At 62.1% G+C, this 12672-nt stretch carries 13 protein-coding genes; 9 read left to right on the top strand and 4 right to left on the bottom strand.

The window, feature by feature from the left end:
• The first annotated feature begins 123 nt into the window (after positions 1 to 123).
• Entirely contained in the window at positions 124 to 498 is a 375-nt protein-coding gene (locus tag LJ655_RS01675) for a BON domain-containing protein (protein WP_230559522.1), read from the top strand.
• Between the two features lie 141 nt (positions 499 to 639).
• Here the strand turns inward: LJ655_RS01675 and LJ655_RS01670 are convergent, their stop codons facing one another.
• Together LJ655_RS01670 and LJ655_RS01665 are read right to left on the bottom strand one after the other, a co-directional pair.
• Entirely contained in the window at positions 640 to 1791 is a 1152-nt protein-coding gene (locus tag LJ655_RS01670; RefSeq protein WP_230559521.1) for a TIGR03118 family protein, read from the bottom strand.
• 293 nt (positions 1792 to 2084) lie between these two features.
• Entirely contained in the window at positions 2085 to 3077 is a 993-nt protein-coding gene (locus tag LJ655_RS01665) for a LysR family transcriptional regulator (protein ID WP_230559520.1), read from the bottom strand.
• Between the two features lie 102 nt (positions 3078 to 3179).
• On the opposite strand from LJ655_RS01665, the gene LJ655_RS01660 reads away from it, so the two are divergent.
• The 7 genes from LJ655_RS01660 to LJ655_RS01630 all read left to right on the top strand — a co-directional run bounded on the left by LJ655_RS01660 (position 3180) and on the right by LJ655_RS01630 (position 9237).
• Positions 3180 to 4673: an aldehyde dehydrogenase family protein gene (locus tag LJ655_RS01660; RefSeq protein WP_230559519.1), complete on the top strand. Its 1494-nt coding sequence runs from the start codon at positions 3180 to 3182 to the stop codon at positions 4671 to 4673.
• Positions 4674 to 4695: 22 nt separating this feature from the next.
• Entirely contained in the window at positions 4696 to 5352 is a 657-nt protein-coding gene (locus tag LJ655_RS01655) for an NADPH-dependent F420 reductase (RefSeq protein ID WP_230559809.1), read from the top strand.
• 50 nt (positions 5353 to 5402) lie between these two features.
• Positions 5403 to 6056, top strand: a complete 654-nt coding sequence (locus LJ655_RS01650) for an NADPH-dependent F420 reductase (protein WP_230559518.1) — start codon at positions 5403 to 5405, stop codon at positions 6054 to 6056.
• Between the two features lie 3 nt (positions 6057 to 6059).
• Complete coding sequence (locus tag LJ655_RS01645; RefSeq protein ID WP_230559517.1) at positions 6060 to 6470, top strand: ester cyclase; 411 nt, start codon at positions 6060 to 6062, stop codon at positions 6468 to 6470.
• Positions 6471 to 6507: 37 nt separating this feature from the next.
• Positions 6508 to 6993: an ATP-binding cassette domain-containing protein gene (locus tag LJ655_RS01640; protein WP_268991292.1), complete on the top strand. Its 486-nt coding sequence runs from the start codon at positions 6508 to 6510 to the stop codon at positions 6991 to 6993.
• Positions 6954 to 7121 carry a hypothetical protein gene (locus LJ655_RS01635; RefSeq protein ID WP_230559515.1) on the top strand — a complete coding sequence of 56 codons (168 nt, stop codon included), beginning with the start codon at positions 6954 to 6956 and terminating at the stop codon, positions 7119 to 7121. Before LJ655_RS01640 ends, LJ655_RS01635 begins: the two co-directional genes overlap by 40 nt.
• Before the next feature lie 673 nt (positions 7122 to 7794).
• Positions 7795 to 9237: a sialidase family protein gene (locus LJ655_RS01630; protein WP_230559514.1), complete on the top strand. Its 1443-nt coding sequence runs from the start codon at positions 7795 to 7797 to the stop codon at positions 9235 to 9237.
• A gap of 137 nt (positions 9238 to 9374) precedes the next feature.
• On the opposite strand, the gene LJ655_RS01625 is transcribed toward LJ655_RS01630, so the two are convergent.
• Both LJ655_RS01625 and LJ655_RS01620 read right to left on the bottom strand, forming a co-directional pair.
• Positions 9375 to 10727 carry an epoxide hydrolase family protein gene (locus tag LJ655_RS01625; protein ID WP_230559513.1) on the bottom strand — a complete coding sequence of 451 codons (1353 nt, stop codon included), beginning with the start codon at positions 10725 to 10727 and terminating at the stop codon, positions 9375 to 9377.
• A gap of 245 nt (positions 10728 to 10972) precedes the next feature.
• Positions 10973 to 12010, bottom strand: coding sequence for a GlxA family transcriptional regulator (locus LJ655_RS01620; RefSeq protein WP_230559512.1), 1038 nt, complete (start codon positions 12008 to 12010; stop codon positions 10973 to 10975).
• Between the two features lie 105 nt (positions 12011 to 12115).
• Between LJ655_RS01620 and LJ655_RS01615 the strand changes: the two genes are divergently transcribed.
• On the top strand, positions 12116 to 12583 hold the full coding sequence (locus LJ655_RS01615) for a hypothetical protein (protein WP_230559511.1): 468 nt from the start codon (positions 12116 to 12118) through the stop codon (positions 12581 to 12583).
• The last annotated feature ends 89 nt before the right edge of the window (positions 12584 to 12672 follow it).

Raw genomic sequence — 12672 nt, 5'->3', positions numbered from 1 at the left:
TTCAGGCTTTCTCCGCCTGCGCTCGCTGCTCCTGGGCGCAGGCGTTGCGCCGTTGCGCGTCCCGGGGGGCGCTCGTTCGCGATGGCGAACCGATCGGTCTTTCGTCCTTTGCAGAGGGGGAGCATGAACGTGAACGGTGCGAGCAATAAAACCGGCGCGATCCTGGCTCTGGTCATCATCAGTAGTGGCTCGATCCATGCAAGCGCGCAAACGGACGTGGACACCGAGGCCGGCGCGACTGTGCAAAGGGTGGCTGACTCGACATCGCGGCTTCAGAACAGGCCGGATGGCGCGGTAACCCGTGACGTGCGCAGCGCCCTCAGGCGCACGCCGAATCTGGATGCTTCCGGGATTCGCGTCAGAGCGCGCCTCGGCGTCGTTACGCTCACGGGATGGGTACCGGAGCGCAGGCAGATCGCGCTCGCTGGCGACGCGGCAAGTTCAGTGCGCGGAGTCCGGTCGGTGTCGAATCAGTTGAGCTTGCGAAACAGCCGTTAAGCGACGTCACGCGACAATGCCCCAGCCCCCAGATGCGGCGCCCGCCGGGAGCCGGTCGCGTCTGGCGGGTTTCGCGACCGGCTGCGGTGGGGGCCTGCTGGCGGCTATAGCACGTTCTGAGCCGACGCTCGCCGCCAGCAGTCACTTGACTGGAGCGATGATGCCGAAGAGCCCGTTGGTCTCCTTGTTAGGACCTGCCGAGAAGTACAGCGTGTCCGGACTCGAATTGCGGCCGCCACCCAGTGTCAGAGTCCACAGGCCGTCGATAGCCAGTGGATTGCCGGACTCATTCTCCAGTTGATCGACGAACCTGCCGTCATTGTCGAAGACATTGATCCGGCCATTGCCGAAGTTGCCTACGAGGATCTTGCCGCTGAAGCGCCCGAACGCAAACGATGCGCGCGTGACGCCCCACGGCGAGTCGAGCGGTCCCTGGCTCGCAAAGCGGCGCAGCAGGTGGCCGTCGGTATCGAATACATCGACGAATCCATGACCGCGGCCTGCAACATCGTCGTGCTTCTTACTGTCCTGCTGCGCATAGGTGACGAACAGGTCCCCATCGATGTTCGCGATACCGAACGGGGCGTAGCCGGCTGGGATGTTCGGGTCGGCGAAGCCGCCATCCGTCGTCGCGGGCGTGAACATGCCGTTCGAACCGTTCGGCCCGAATACGTCGATCTGGCCCGAGCGGAAGTTCGTCGCAAACAGGAATCCTCCTTTCGCGTTCACTCCGAAGACCAGGCCCTTATAGACGGCCCCGTTGACGGCGGAGGGATTGGACGAGTTATCGACTGCCATCACGGCGTTGTTCGCCGGATTCAATCCGATGGCCCAAGCGGAAATCGTGCCGTCTTCGGTGGCGAAGATGAATAGCGCCGGGATCTTCGTACCTGGCACGAGAAAGGCTGACGATGGATTCCATACGATCCCGGTCGGCGCTGCGGGCGTGGGATTCGGTGGATTGTTAGGATAAACGGGACGACAGGCGCCGGCCGGTATGACGTTGCCCGGTAGCGGAATGGAGACCTGCAGCGCCACCTTTGTCCCCTCGCCGTCATACAGCGTAGAGCAGCCCGCTGCATTATCGTTGACCCAGAATGGACTGCCTGCCGGACTAAAGGCAATACCCCAGGCGTTCTGCAGTACCCCGTCGACCTTCGGGGCAGCGCCTGCCACGTTGGACACGAGTGGTTTGACAACGTAAGCATCCTCGGCTGCGGCATGCCCGATTGTGAAATTGGCGGCGAGGACAATCACGGCTGCCGCTTTGAGACCCCACGAGATCTGAGACATAACTTCCCTCCTCGGCTGACTGGCGAAAAACCGCCGCAGGCTAAACGACCGGTGCGCTTCGAATATTCCCGTTCGACTCCAAAAAGTCTGCCTCGACCTCGTGAGCCGGGCGAGTCTGAAGGGCGCAATGACGTGTCGATCTGCTTCACGCGGTATGCCGAGGCGCGCGAATGTTCGCAGTCGTTGGGTTGGGCGGAGCATCGCCACGTGCGGCTGGCGGCCGATCCGATAGCGGCCGACGCGCGTACGGCATACGTCATCCTGCTCCCGCGGTCCGCAACCGACGCGGCGACCTACCCGCCGGCCTGTGTTCCCGCCTGTGGGGCCAGCCGCCGCCGCCGTCCGATCGCCATCGCGCGCTTGACTGTTTCGCTGTCCCGCACTTGCGTCACGACGAACTCGACGAATGCCGAGACTCGCGGCGGCAAATGCCTGCGCGCGGGGTAATAGATGCAGATGTCGCTGCGTCGCTCGGCGCATCCCGGCAGCACGTGCTTCAGTCTGCCGGCGTCGATCAACGGAGCGGCGTGATGTGCGCCCAACAGCGCGATGCCACAACCCGCAACGGCGAGTTCGGTCAAGGCCTCGGTATCCGTCACCACAAGCTGGGAGTGAGGCTGAAAGACGACTTCCCTGTTGCGCACCTGAAACTTCCAGATCTGGATTCGGCCGGAATTCGGTGAACGAAACGAAATGACTTCGTGGTGCTCCAGCTCTTTGACTGAGGCGGGGGTGCCTTGCCGTTCGAGGTATGCCGGTGCCGCGCACAGAATCAGCGTCAACGGCGCGAGCGTTCTGGCGACGACACTCGAATCCGTATCCTTGAGCTGACCGATCGCACAGTCATAGCCTTCCGAAATCAGATCCACGCGGCGATTCTCGAAACGCAGGTCGAGCTCGATCTGGGGAAAGCGCTCTCTGAACCGACCCAGCACGGGCAGTAGCGCAACGCGACTGAATGCGATCGGCAGCGATACCTTCACGGGTCCGCTCAACTGCGTCTCGTCGGCCGACAGCGTCGCGATTGCTGCCTCGATCTGTTGCGTCGGCTGCAGCACCATCGCGTAGAGCCGCCTGCCTTGCTCGGTTACCGACAGGTGCCGCGTACTGCGCTGGAACAGCCGGCAGCCGACGCGCGCCTCGAGCATGCCGACCTGTTTGCTCACCGCACCGGGTGTGATCCCGAGCTGGCGGCCGGCGGCCGAAAAATTCGCCAGCTCGACTGTCGCCGCAAATGTTTTCAATGACCTCAAGAGGTCGATCGAACCGGCTGCGTCCGCTTTCATCTTCCACCTCCGCTCACAACTGTTTCATCGTCAGATAGCGTAGACGAGCTCCGCCTCGGCGCCGAGAATGGCCTCCACCGGGCAATAGTCAGGAGGTCGATCATGATCCAGGAATCGGCGACGCTCCCGCGGCGCAAGCGCATGCCACGCGGTCAGCTTCTCATCGGCGGCACGTGGCGCGATGCATCCGATGGATCGACGCTTTCGAGTGTCGATCCGACCACCGAAGAAACGGTCACGGAGTTCGCGAAGGCGACTGTGGCAGACGCCTTCGCCGCGGTCGAATCAGCACGCAGGGCATTCGAAACGGGCGCCTGGCCGCGCATGCATCATGAAGCGCGCGCAAAGATCCTCTTCCGTGTGGCCGACCTGCTTGAAGAGCGCGCGGAAGATTTTGCGCTGCGTGAATCGATGGATATGGGCATGCCGTACCGTGATTTCCTCGACATCATCATGCCCCACTGCGCGGGGCTGTTCCGCTTCTTCGGCGCAAGCGCGATGCATGCGATGGGAGGCGCCTATCGCACGTCATACGAACCGCACCTGCGGATCCTCACGCGTCGTGAACCGCTTGGCGTGGTGGCAGCGATCACGCCCTTCAATTTTCCGCTGGCGCTCACCTGTTCGAAGGTCGCACCGGCATTGGCAGCCGGTAACACCGTCGTGCACAAGCCGGCGTCCGATACACCGCTCACCGCGCTCGCGCTCGCCCAGGTGATGCTCGATGCCGGGGTGCCGGAAGGCGTCTATAACCTGATCACGGGACCCGGGGGATCGCTCGGCGACGCGCTGGTGAAGCATCCTCTGGTCGACAAGATCGCCTTTACCGGCTCGACCGCCGTCGGCCAGACGATCATGCGCAACGGCGCGGACACGCTCAAGCACACGACGATGGAGCTCGGCGGCAAGTCGCCGAACCTCGTCTTCGCTGACGCCGATGTGGACGCGGCGGTCCGGACGGCCTTCTGGGGCATCTTCTGGAACAAGGGTGAAGTCTGCGTGGCCGGTTCGCGGCTGCTCGTGGAGCGGCCGGTCTACGACGAGGTCGTCGAAAAGCTCGCGCGAATGGCGCAGGCCGCCGTGCTGGGCGATCCGCTCGATCCGCGCACCCAGGTCGGGCCGATTGCGTCGAGAGCGGAATTCGACAAGGTGCAGCGGTACATCGACGCCGGCAAGTCATCGAAAGCCCGCCTCGTGGCCGGTGGCGGCACCCGCAGTATCGACGGTAAAGGACTCTTCATCGAACCCACGGTGTTCGCGGATGCGACAAGCGATCTGGTCATCAGCCGCGAGGAGATCTTCGGTCCGGTGCTGCCCATCATTCCGTTCGAGGGCGAGGAGGAGGCCGTGCGCATCGCTAACGACACACCGTACGGTCTCGCCTCGGGCATTCAGACGCGCGATCTGGCGCGCGCGTTGCGGCTCGCCGATCGCATCGACGCGGGCACGGTCTGGATCAACACGTGGCACAAGTACCACCCGAACGGACCGTTCGGCGGCTACAAGATGTCCGGCTACGGACGCGAGCAAGGTGCCGAAGCGCTCGAGAGCTATACGCAATACAAGACCATCTGGGCAAACATCGCGCAGGCCTGACGCTACATGAGGAGGCTTGACCATGAAAATCGGAATCATCGGGGCCGGGAATGTCGGAACGGGCCTCGCGAAGCATCTGGTAGCCAAGGGGCATTCAGTGATGCTGAGCTTCAGTCTCGACATGGCGAAGCTCCGGGCGACGGCAGCAGCGCTGGGTGCGCAGACCGGCAGCGTCGCCGAAGCGGTGCGATTCGCGGACGTCGCGGTGCTGGCGACGCCCTGGACCGCCGCGGCTGAGGCGCTCTCGCAAGCCGGCACGCCACCCGGACGAAAGGTCCTATGGGACTGCACGAATGCGTTGAAGCCCGACATGAGCGGCCTGCTTGTCGGCACGACGACCTCCGGCGCGGAAGAGATCGCGAAGCTGGCTCCCTGGGCAACCGTGGTGAAGGCCATCCCGCCGTTTGCTGAGCTGCTGCACTCGCCGGACGTGCATGTCGGCGGCAAACGTGCGGCCGTCTTCGTCTGCGGCGACGACGCGAATGCGCGGATGATCGTCGGTCAACTGGTCGACGACATCGGCGCCGAGCGGATCGACGCCGGTCCCATCACGCTTGCGCGCTACACTGAACCTGCAGCCATGCTACTCGTACAACTCGCTTACACATGCGGGTTTGGCACGCGAATCGGCTTCTCGTTATTGCGCGACCCAGCAGGAAACCCTACCGACGGCGTGTGATCCTGCTCGCGAAATTGGCGCTGGCGATCGCCGGCGAAGGAGAGGATGAAATGAAAGTTGGCGTATTGGGTTCAGGTGACGTCGGCCGCGCGCTGGCGGCAGGCTTCCTCAAGCACGGTCACGAAGCGATGCTGGGTACGCGCAGTCCCGACAAGGCCGACGTGCAGGAATGGGCGCGCAATCATGCTGGCGCGAGGACCGGTACGTTCGACGAGGCGGCCCGCTTCGGCGACATCGTGGCGCTGGCAGTCCTCGGCCGCATCGCGGCAAACGTGATCGAGCTGGCGGGAGCGGACAATCTTGCCGGCAAGACGCTGATCGACGCCACCAATCCGCTCGCCGATGAGCCGCCGGTCAACGGCGTGCTGAAATATACGACCGGTCCGAACGAATCAGCGGGTGAGCAGATTCAAGCTCAGATTCCCCGTACCCACGTAGTCAAGGCATTCAACAGCGTCGGCAATGCGCTGATGGTGGATCCGCAGTTTGCGCAAGGCACGCCGACCATGTTCCTGTGCGGCAACGACGAGCAGGCGAAGGCAAGCGTCGCCGGGATCATCCGCGAGTTCGGCTGGGAGCCTTACGACTGCGGAAGCATCGTCTCGGCACGCGCGCTTGAACCGCTGTGCATGTTGTGGTGTCTGCCGGGCTTCCTGCGCAACGAATGGCAGCATGCGTTCAAGCTCCTGACCAAAGAGGGGTGAACCATGCAGACGTTTGCAGTGCCACCGGAAGGTGATCCGGGTTTCAGTCTCGAAGAAATGAAGCAATTCGTCATCGAACACTTCGAGAACTTCGTGAACCGGAAGAAAGCTGAAGTCGCGCGGCAGAACCTGAGCGCCGATTTTTTGGACCATGACGAACCTTCAGGCCCTCAGGTCGGCCCCGAAGCCGCGATTGCGATGATGACGGGACTCTACGAGAAATGGCCGGACCTGCATGTCACCGTCGAAGACATCATCGCCGAGCGGGACAAGGTGATGGTCCGAAACACCTGGCGCGCGACCGACGCAGTCTCCGGACAGAAGATCGAGTTCCACGGCTTTGTGCTGTGGCGGTTTGCGAATCGCCGGATCGTGGAGCGATGGGCCACGGTGACGCCGCCGCGCGCGGCATGACAAAAGCACACGCCTCGGCTTTCCCGATCGGCGCGCGATGCGGCGGGCGGCGCGCAGCGTGCTCGATCAACTGGGCTTTCGCGCAGATCCAGAAACGCGCGTGGCTGCGTTGAGGGTCGGCGAAAAGCAGCTGATGGAAATCGCCAAATCGCTGGCGGCCGACGCGAAGGTCCTGATCATGGACGAGCCGACTTCGGCGCTGTCCGACGTGGAGACCCAGGCGCTCCTCGGGCTCGCGAGGCAGTTGCGCGAGCGCGGCATGGGCATCGTGTTGATCAGCCACCGGCTGGGCGAAGTCTTTGCGGTGGCCGACCGCGTGACCGTGCTGCGCGACGGCAGGCACATTTCGACGTTGCCGGTCGCGCAGGTCGAATCCTCGACGGCGCTCGTCTCGATGATGATCGGCAAGGACTTCGCGCCGCCGGAGCGCGGCGCGGACGAGGCACCGCGCGCACAGGACGCATATCGGGCACGGTGGCGGGCGTGCTCATCTTCGGCTTTCTCGGCAATATGCTGTTGCTGAACGACATCGACAGCAATACCCAGCTTGTGCTCAAAGGCCTGATCATCGTGATTGCCGTGTTCCTGCAGCAGACCGACTTCGGACGTGGCGGCTGGCTCAAGCGGCTCACGAGGCGGCGCGGCGGCTAAACGGGAAAGGACGCGGTTGCCCGCGTCCTTGCGCCCGCATCAGGTCGGCGGTGCGCACAGCGAGGTGTCGTATGTGGTGCCCGCGATCGCCACGTTGCTCAGCTCGATGCCGCTCACATTGCTCACGAAGCTGCACGAACGTGGTGATCGACGGCGTGTTTGCCGACACCGTGGGACCAAACAACGACGGCTTCGATCGGTTGCTGACCCAACGAATATCCAAAATACATAAATCAACCCGTCAAGCTCTTTTACAGCAGCCGCGTCTGTCGCGCTTATCGCTTCTATCCGTCTTGAATAAAAGCGTGCATCGCTCGCGATTGTTACAATAAATTCGCGCAGCGCCTTTTGCCACAATCTAAAGTCCATTACACGCATCTGACAAGTAGTGGTCATTGCAAAGAGTCCGATCGGTGTGTGCCGGATTTCCGACACGCGAGACTGATGGGTACTTGGTACTGAAGTCGCAACCGACGCGCTGACGGTGTTCAGCGTTCGCAGTCTGTGCAGTTGAAGCGGTAGTGAGTGTGGCGGGCGAATATGATGGAAACAAGGCGCGCCGACGATGCCATCGTTGAGACATCAGGCATGGGTGCAACGCTGTTCCAATGCTTTCGCAATTGCCAGCAGGCTACCTTGGACTGCTCGGGCTGCAATGGAGAAGGAGCCATCCATGCGCAGCAACAAGTCTCGTGTACTTTTGAGCGGCATTCCGCTCGCTGTTGTCCTCGCAACCAGCATGACAGCCAGCCGGGCTGCGCCCGTCCTGGTCTCCAATTTCAACCCCTTTGCCACTTGCGCCATCGGCGGCCCCGGCACAAGCTATGTGAACGCCGAAGTCGAGCCTTGGCTCGCCACGAACCCGCATAATCCCTCGAACCTTATCGGCGTATGGCAGCAGGACCGATGGGACAACGGCGGCGCGCACGGCCTGGCTGTGAGCTCGTCATTCGATGGCGGTTTTACGTGGGGCAAGCCGGCTAAACTGCCTTTCAGTGCATGCGCGGGCGGGACAGCCTACGAGCGCGCGTCCGACCCATGGGTGTCGATCGGCCCCGATGGAACGGCGTACGCCGTGTCGATCTCCTTCAATCAATCCAACAACAGCAATGGGGTGCTCGCTTCGGTTTCGAAAGACGGCGGCCAGACGTGGGCGCAGCCGAAGACCATCATCGCCAACAACGAACCAACGCTGCAATTCTTCAACGACAAGGAATCGGTGACCGCCAACCCTATCAAGGCAGGCGTCGCCTATGCAGTGTGGGACCGGCTGGAACTGCCGAACGGCAATCCTTATGCGAACACGCATACGGCCGCCTTCCGGGGACCATCGATGTTCTCAAGGACGATCGACGGTGGCACGACATGGAGTCCGCCATCCGTTATCGTGTCGGTGCCATCGCGGCAGCAGACGATCGGCAACCAGATTGTGGTCAACTCGCAGGACGGAACGCTCTATGACTTCTTCGACCTGATCTCTCCGCCGTTCTCGAAAGCGGCCGGCAAGGTGGCGTTCATCAAATCGACCGATGACGGGGCGACGTGGACGCAGCCGAAGGTTATCTCGGGTTTGCAGACCGTCTCGGTGTTTGATCCGAACACCGGCGAAGCGGTGCGTTCAGGGGACATTATTCCGGAGCCCGCGATCGATCCCAAGACCGGCCAGCTCTATGCCGTATGGCAGGATTCGCGCTTCAATGGCGGGCTCTACGATGAGATCGCGCTCTCGACTTCAAAAGACGGCGGCAGCACCTGGAGCACACCGATCCGGGTCAATACACCTACGGGGCGGCCGGCATTTAATCCAGGCATCAACGTCAATTCGTCGGGGACCGTTGCGGTGACGTACTACGATTTCCGCAATCTGGCGGATGGCAACATAGCGACACTTCCAACGGATATCTGGCAGACGACATCGACGGACAAGGGAACGACGTTCGCCAACGAAACACATCTCGCAGGGGCGTTCGACCTCAAGACCGCGCCGAATGCCGAGGGCTTCTTCGTCGGGGACTATCAAGGGTTGATCTCGATCGGCTCGACGTTCGTGCCGTTCTTCGTGCAAACAAACTCAGGAGATCTTTCCAATCGCACGGACGTGTTTGCCCAGCCATAGCAGTATGCAAGGGAGGAAGCGGTGCGCAACGTGAACGCCACTGTCTGCCTGCACTCCGGCCAACCGGCGAATACGTGGTGTTGAACTCTGACCACCTGGGCAAGCATCGTGTGCTGACCAGGTGGCCGGCCCGGCTTTCACGCGCGCAGGGACCTCAAGCCCGTACGCACTTCATGCGCGAAGATAATCGGTTCTTCCCATGCCGCGAAGTGGCCGCCCGTTTCGGGTTTGTTGAAGTAGATCAGGTTGTGATAGGCCTTTTCGGTCCAGCTCTTCGGCGCCTGGTAGTTTTCTCCCGGAAAAGCGCTCACGGCGGCAGGCACGTTGATGTCGGCCGCGAGGAAGAAATTCGCGTGCGACTCCCAATAGAAGCGCGCCGCCGAGATGCCAGTGTTGGTCAGCCAGTACAGCGTGATGTCGTCGAGTATGTCGTCTCGCGTCAGCGCGCCTGCTGAATGACCGTTGACGGGACGACCGAGCACGGCTGCGCTCAACGCCGCCGCGGGCTGGCCGTAGCCGTCGCCGTGGTCGAGTAGCCAGGAAGCCAGCGCGACGGGTGAATCGGCGAGTCCGTACAGCGTCTGCGGGCGCGTGCCCATTTCCAAAGCGTAGCCGCGCTTCTTCTTGAAGTTGGCGCTCAACTGTTCATACGCGTGCTGCTCCTCGGCCGATAAGTTGGCAGGCATCGCGTCGCCCGCAGCGAGCGATTTGAGAATGTCAGCCGGAACCGAGGCAGGAAAGTTCACATGAATGCCGATCAGTTCGGGCGGCGCCTGTTTGGCCATGATGTTCGTGACAATCCCGCCGAGATCGCCGCCCTGCGATGCAAAGCGCTCGTAGCCGAGGCGTTTCATCAACATGACCCACGCGCGGGCCGTGCGTTCCGGTCCCCAGCCCGTTGTGGTCGGTCTCGCCGAAAACCCGTAACCGGGCAATGATGGAATCACGAGATGAAAAGCATCCGAAGCCGGCGCACCGTACGCAGTCGGGTTGACGAGCGGATCGATGATCTTGAACTGCTCGATGACCGAGCCGGGCCAGCCGTGCGTCACGATCAATGGCATCGCGTTTTCATGCTTCGATCGCACATGGATGAAATGAATATCGAGTCCGTCGATCTCAGTGATGAACTGCGGATACGAATTGAGCCGCGCTTCGCATTTGCGCCAGTCGTAGCCAGTTGCCCAATATTGCGCGAGTCCCTGAATGGTGGCGAGCTGGATGCCCTGCGATTCGTCGGTTACCGTCTCGCGATCGGGCCAGCGCGCGGCCTTGATGCGGCGCCGCAGGTCGACGAGCTGCGACTCGGGAACATGAACGCGGAACGGCCGGATCGCCGTCTTGTGGCCGTTCGCGGGCTCGGTGACGTTGCCGGTTGACGGGCTCGTTTCCGCGAAGGCGAGGCGGCCCAGCGAGCCTGCGGCGAGTGCCGCTGCGGCCATACCGACGAAGTACCGGCGCGATGAGGATTGGGGCGTGTCTTTTGACATGAGATTGGTTTCCAGTCTTGGATCAGCGTATTGCGTTGCGCGTGATGTCCGCGATGTACAGTCTCCGCGGTCCGGTCGCGATCGGCGTATTTGAGCGGATGAACGTATCCCGCTCATGTCCGAAAACGGGTTTTGCGTATGCGTGCGTATCCTTGGCTCCTGCAGATACGTTGAGATACAACAGAACAGTGCGGGGAAATGGGACAGATATGAAGCGGGCCATGACGTGATGATCTCGTGAAGCCCTAGCCGCCGTTGCGCCCTGACCCGGCTTCCATATTCTCCGCCGTGGCACGCGAGAATCGCATTTGATATTCGCTCGGTGACAACCCGGTCTTGCGCTTGAATAATTGCCGGAACGTGCTGGTATCGCCATAACCAACTCGCTGACTCACCGCCTCGAGCCCGATTGGCCGCGTTTCCAGCAGCCTTTTCGCGACCTCGATGCGCAGATTCTGCAGATACGTCAACGGTGCGAGCCCGACGGCTGCCTTGAAACGGCGATTGAGCGTGCGTTCGCTGACAGCCAGCGACGCCGCCAGATCGCCCAGCCGGAAGCCCTGCTGCAAGGTCGCCTCCATCTGCTGCTGGGCGCGCGCGACGAGCGTGTCGGTATGCCCATGTTCGTCGAGAAGCGTTGCAAAAGATGCCTGCGACGTCCGGTTCATGTCGATCAGCAGGGCTTTCGCGGTCATCGCGGCGAGTTTTTCGCCGGCGAAAGTTTCGACGAGCCGAACAGCGAGATTCAGATACGACGTCACGGAACCGCCCGAGATGATGCCGTCCTGCGCGATCAGCACTTCCTGTGCGCGGACTTCCACACGCGGATAGCGGCGCGCGAAGTCCGCGGCCCTCGCCCAGTGCGTCGTTGCGGCGCGGCCATCCAGCAGGCCCGCCTCGGCGAGCAGGTAGTTGGCCGTGCAATAAGCCGCCAACACGGCGCCTGCCTTGCGTTGGCGCCGCAGCGCGGCAGAGAGTTCGTTCAACTGCTCGCGGCGCCCAAGGAACTCGTCGATGTTCGAGAAAAACGGTGCCGTCAGCAGAACGGCGTCCGCCCGTTTGCGCGGATCGATCTTGCCGTCGACGGGAATGATCTGGCCTGACGCAGCCGTGACGGGACGCCCGTCGAGAGACTCCACGCGCCATGCAAACACGGGCGCCGATGTCGCTGCGGGTGCGGCCTTGCGCGCATGGAACTGATTGGCCGCGCTGAATACGTCGACCGGGCCCGCGACGCCGGACGCGAGGATTCCGTCATAGACCCAGATGCGGACGATGGCCATTTCGTGTCTGAAATTCCACGAATAATGGCGATGCTGCCACTTTCCGCGTTACGAGTAAAGCCCCATCATGGCCGCATCCGATGACCTGAAAGCAGGAGCAGCACCATGAAGTTCAACGACACAGCCCCCGTGATGGCACCCGCTCGCGGTGCGCCGCTCTGGCTGACGAGCCTCGCTGAAAACGCGACGCTCGAAGCCACCGTCCTGAAGCGTCCGATCGAAGGACGAGCCGACATTCTCTCCGTCATCAAACATGCGATCTCGCTCTACGAATTCCAGCATCACAGCTACAAGGGCAAGCGTGGCGACGGTTTGTACATGGAGTCCTATCGTTCGCAGATCCAGGGCATGCCGATCGAGACGGTGGTCGTCGCGCATCTGAACCAGAAGGGCGAGACGGATTCCGTCGTCATCAATCATCGCCCGCTCAATGCGGCGCTGCTGTTCTCGAGACTGATGTGGGAGCGCGTCGACGAGCGCTTCCGAGATTGTTATCTCACGGAACAGGAAGCAGCGGCGCTGAATACGGTATCCGAAGACTGCACTCGCAGCCGATGTTCGAGGTGCCAGTAAAAAGCGCTGTGCCGGCGGGCTTCTTCGAAATGCGTGAGTCGTCTGGGACTGCGCCGCATCAGTTGCGACGTTGGGCAAAGGGGCTGGCG

The sequence above is a fragment of the Paraburkholderia translucens genome (assembly GCF_020881035.1).
GTDB lineage: Bacteria > Pseudomonadota > Gammaproteobacteria > Burkholderiales > Burkholderiaceae > Paraburkholderia > Paraburkholderia translucens.
Note: the sequence above shows the minus strand (reverse complement) of the source record. Positions and strands in the feature narration are given on the sequence as shown.

Excerpts from the sequence above, each read along its gene's own strand:
- LJ655_RS01630 (WP_230559514.1), top strand. The coding sequence starts at position 7,795 with ATGCGCAGCAACAAGTCTCGTGTACTTTTGAGCGGCATTCCGCTCGCT.
- LJ655_RS01615 (WP_230559511.1), top strand. The coding sequence starts at position 12,116 with ATGAAGTTCAACGACACAGCCCCCGTGATGGCACCCGCTCGCGGTGCG.
- LJ655_RS01670 (WP_230559521.1), bottom strand. The coding sequence starts at position 1,791 with ATGTCTCAGATCTCGTGGGGTCTCAAAGCGGCAGCCGTGATTGTCCTC.
- LJ655_RS01660 (WP_230559519.1), top strand. The coding sequence starts at position 3,180 with ATGATCCAGGAATCGGCGACGCTCCCGCGGCGCAAGCGCATGCCACGC.
- LJ655_RS01650 (WP_230559518.1), top strand. The coding sequence starts at position 5,403 with ATGAAAGTTGGCGTATTGGGTTCAGGTGACGTCGGCCGCGCGCTGGCG.
- LJ655_RS01620 (WP_230559512.1), bottom strand. The coding sequence starts at position 12,010 with ATGGCCATCGTCCGCATCTGGGTCTATGACGGAATCCTCGCGTCCGGC.
- LJ655_RS01640 (WP_268991292.1), top strand. The coding sequence starts at position 6,508 with ATGCGGCGGGCGGCGCGCAGCGTGCTCGATCAACTGGGCTTTCGCGCA.
- LJ655_RS01675 (WP_230559522.1), top strand. The coding sequence starts at position 124 with ATGAACGTGAACGGTGCGAGCAATAAAACCGGCGCGATCCTGGCTCTG.
- LJ655_RS01655 (WP_230559809.1), top strand. The coding sequence starts at position 4,696 with ATGAAAATCGGAATCATCGGGGCCGGGAATGTCGGAACGGGCCTCGCG.
- LJ655_RS01625 (WP_230559513.1), bottom strand. The coding sequence starts at position 10,727 with ATGTCAAAAGACACGCCCCAATCCTCATCGCGCCGGTACTTCGTCGGT.
- LJ655_RS01665 (WP_230559520.1), bottom strand. The coding sequence starts at position 3,077 with ATGAAAGCGGACGCAGCCGGTTCGATCGACCTCTTGAGGTCATTGAAA.
- LJ655_RS01645 (WP_230559517.1), top strand. The coding sequence starts at position 6,060 with ATGCAGACGTTTGCAGTGCCACCGGAAGGTGATCCGGGTTTCAGTCTC.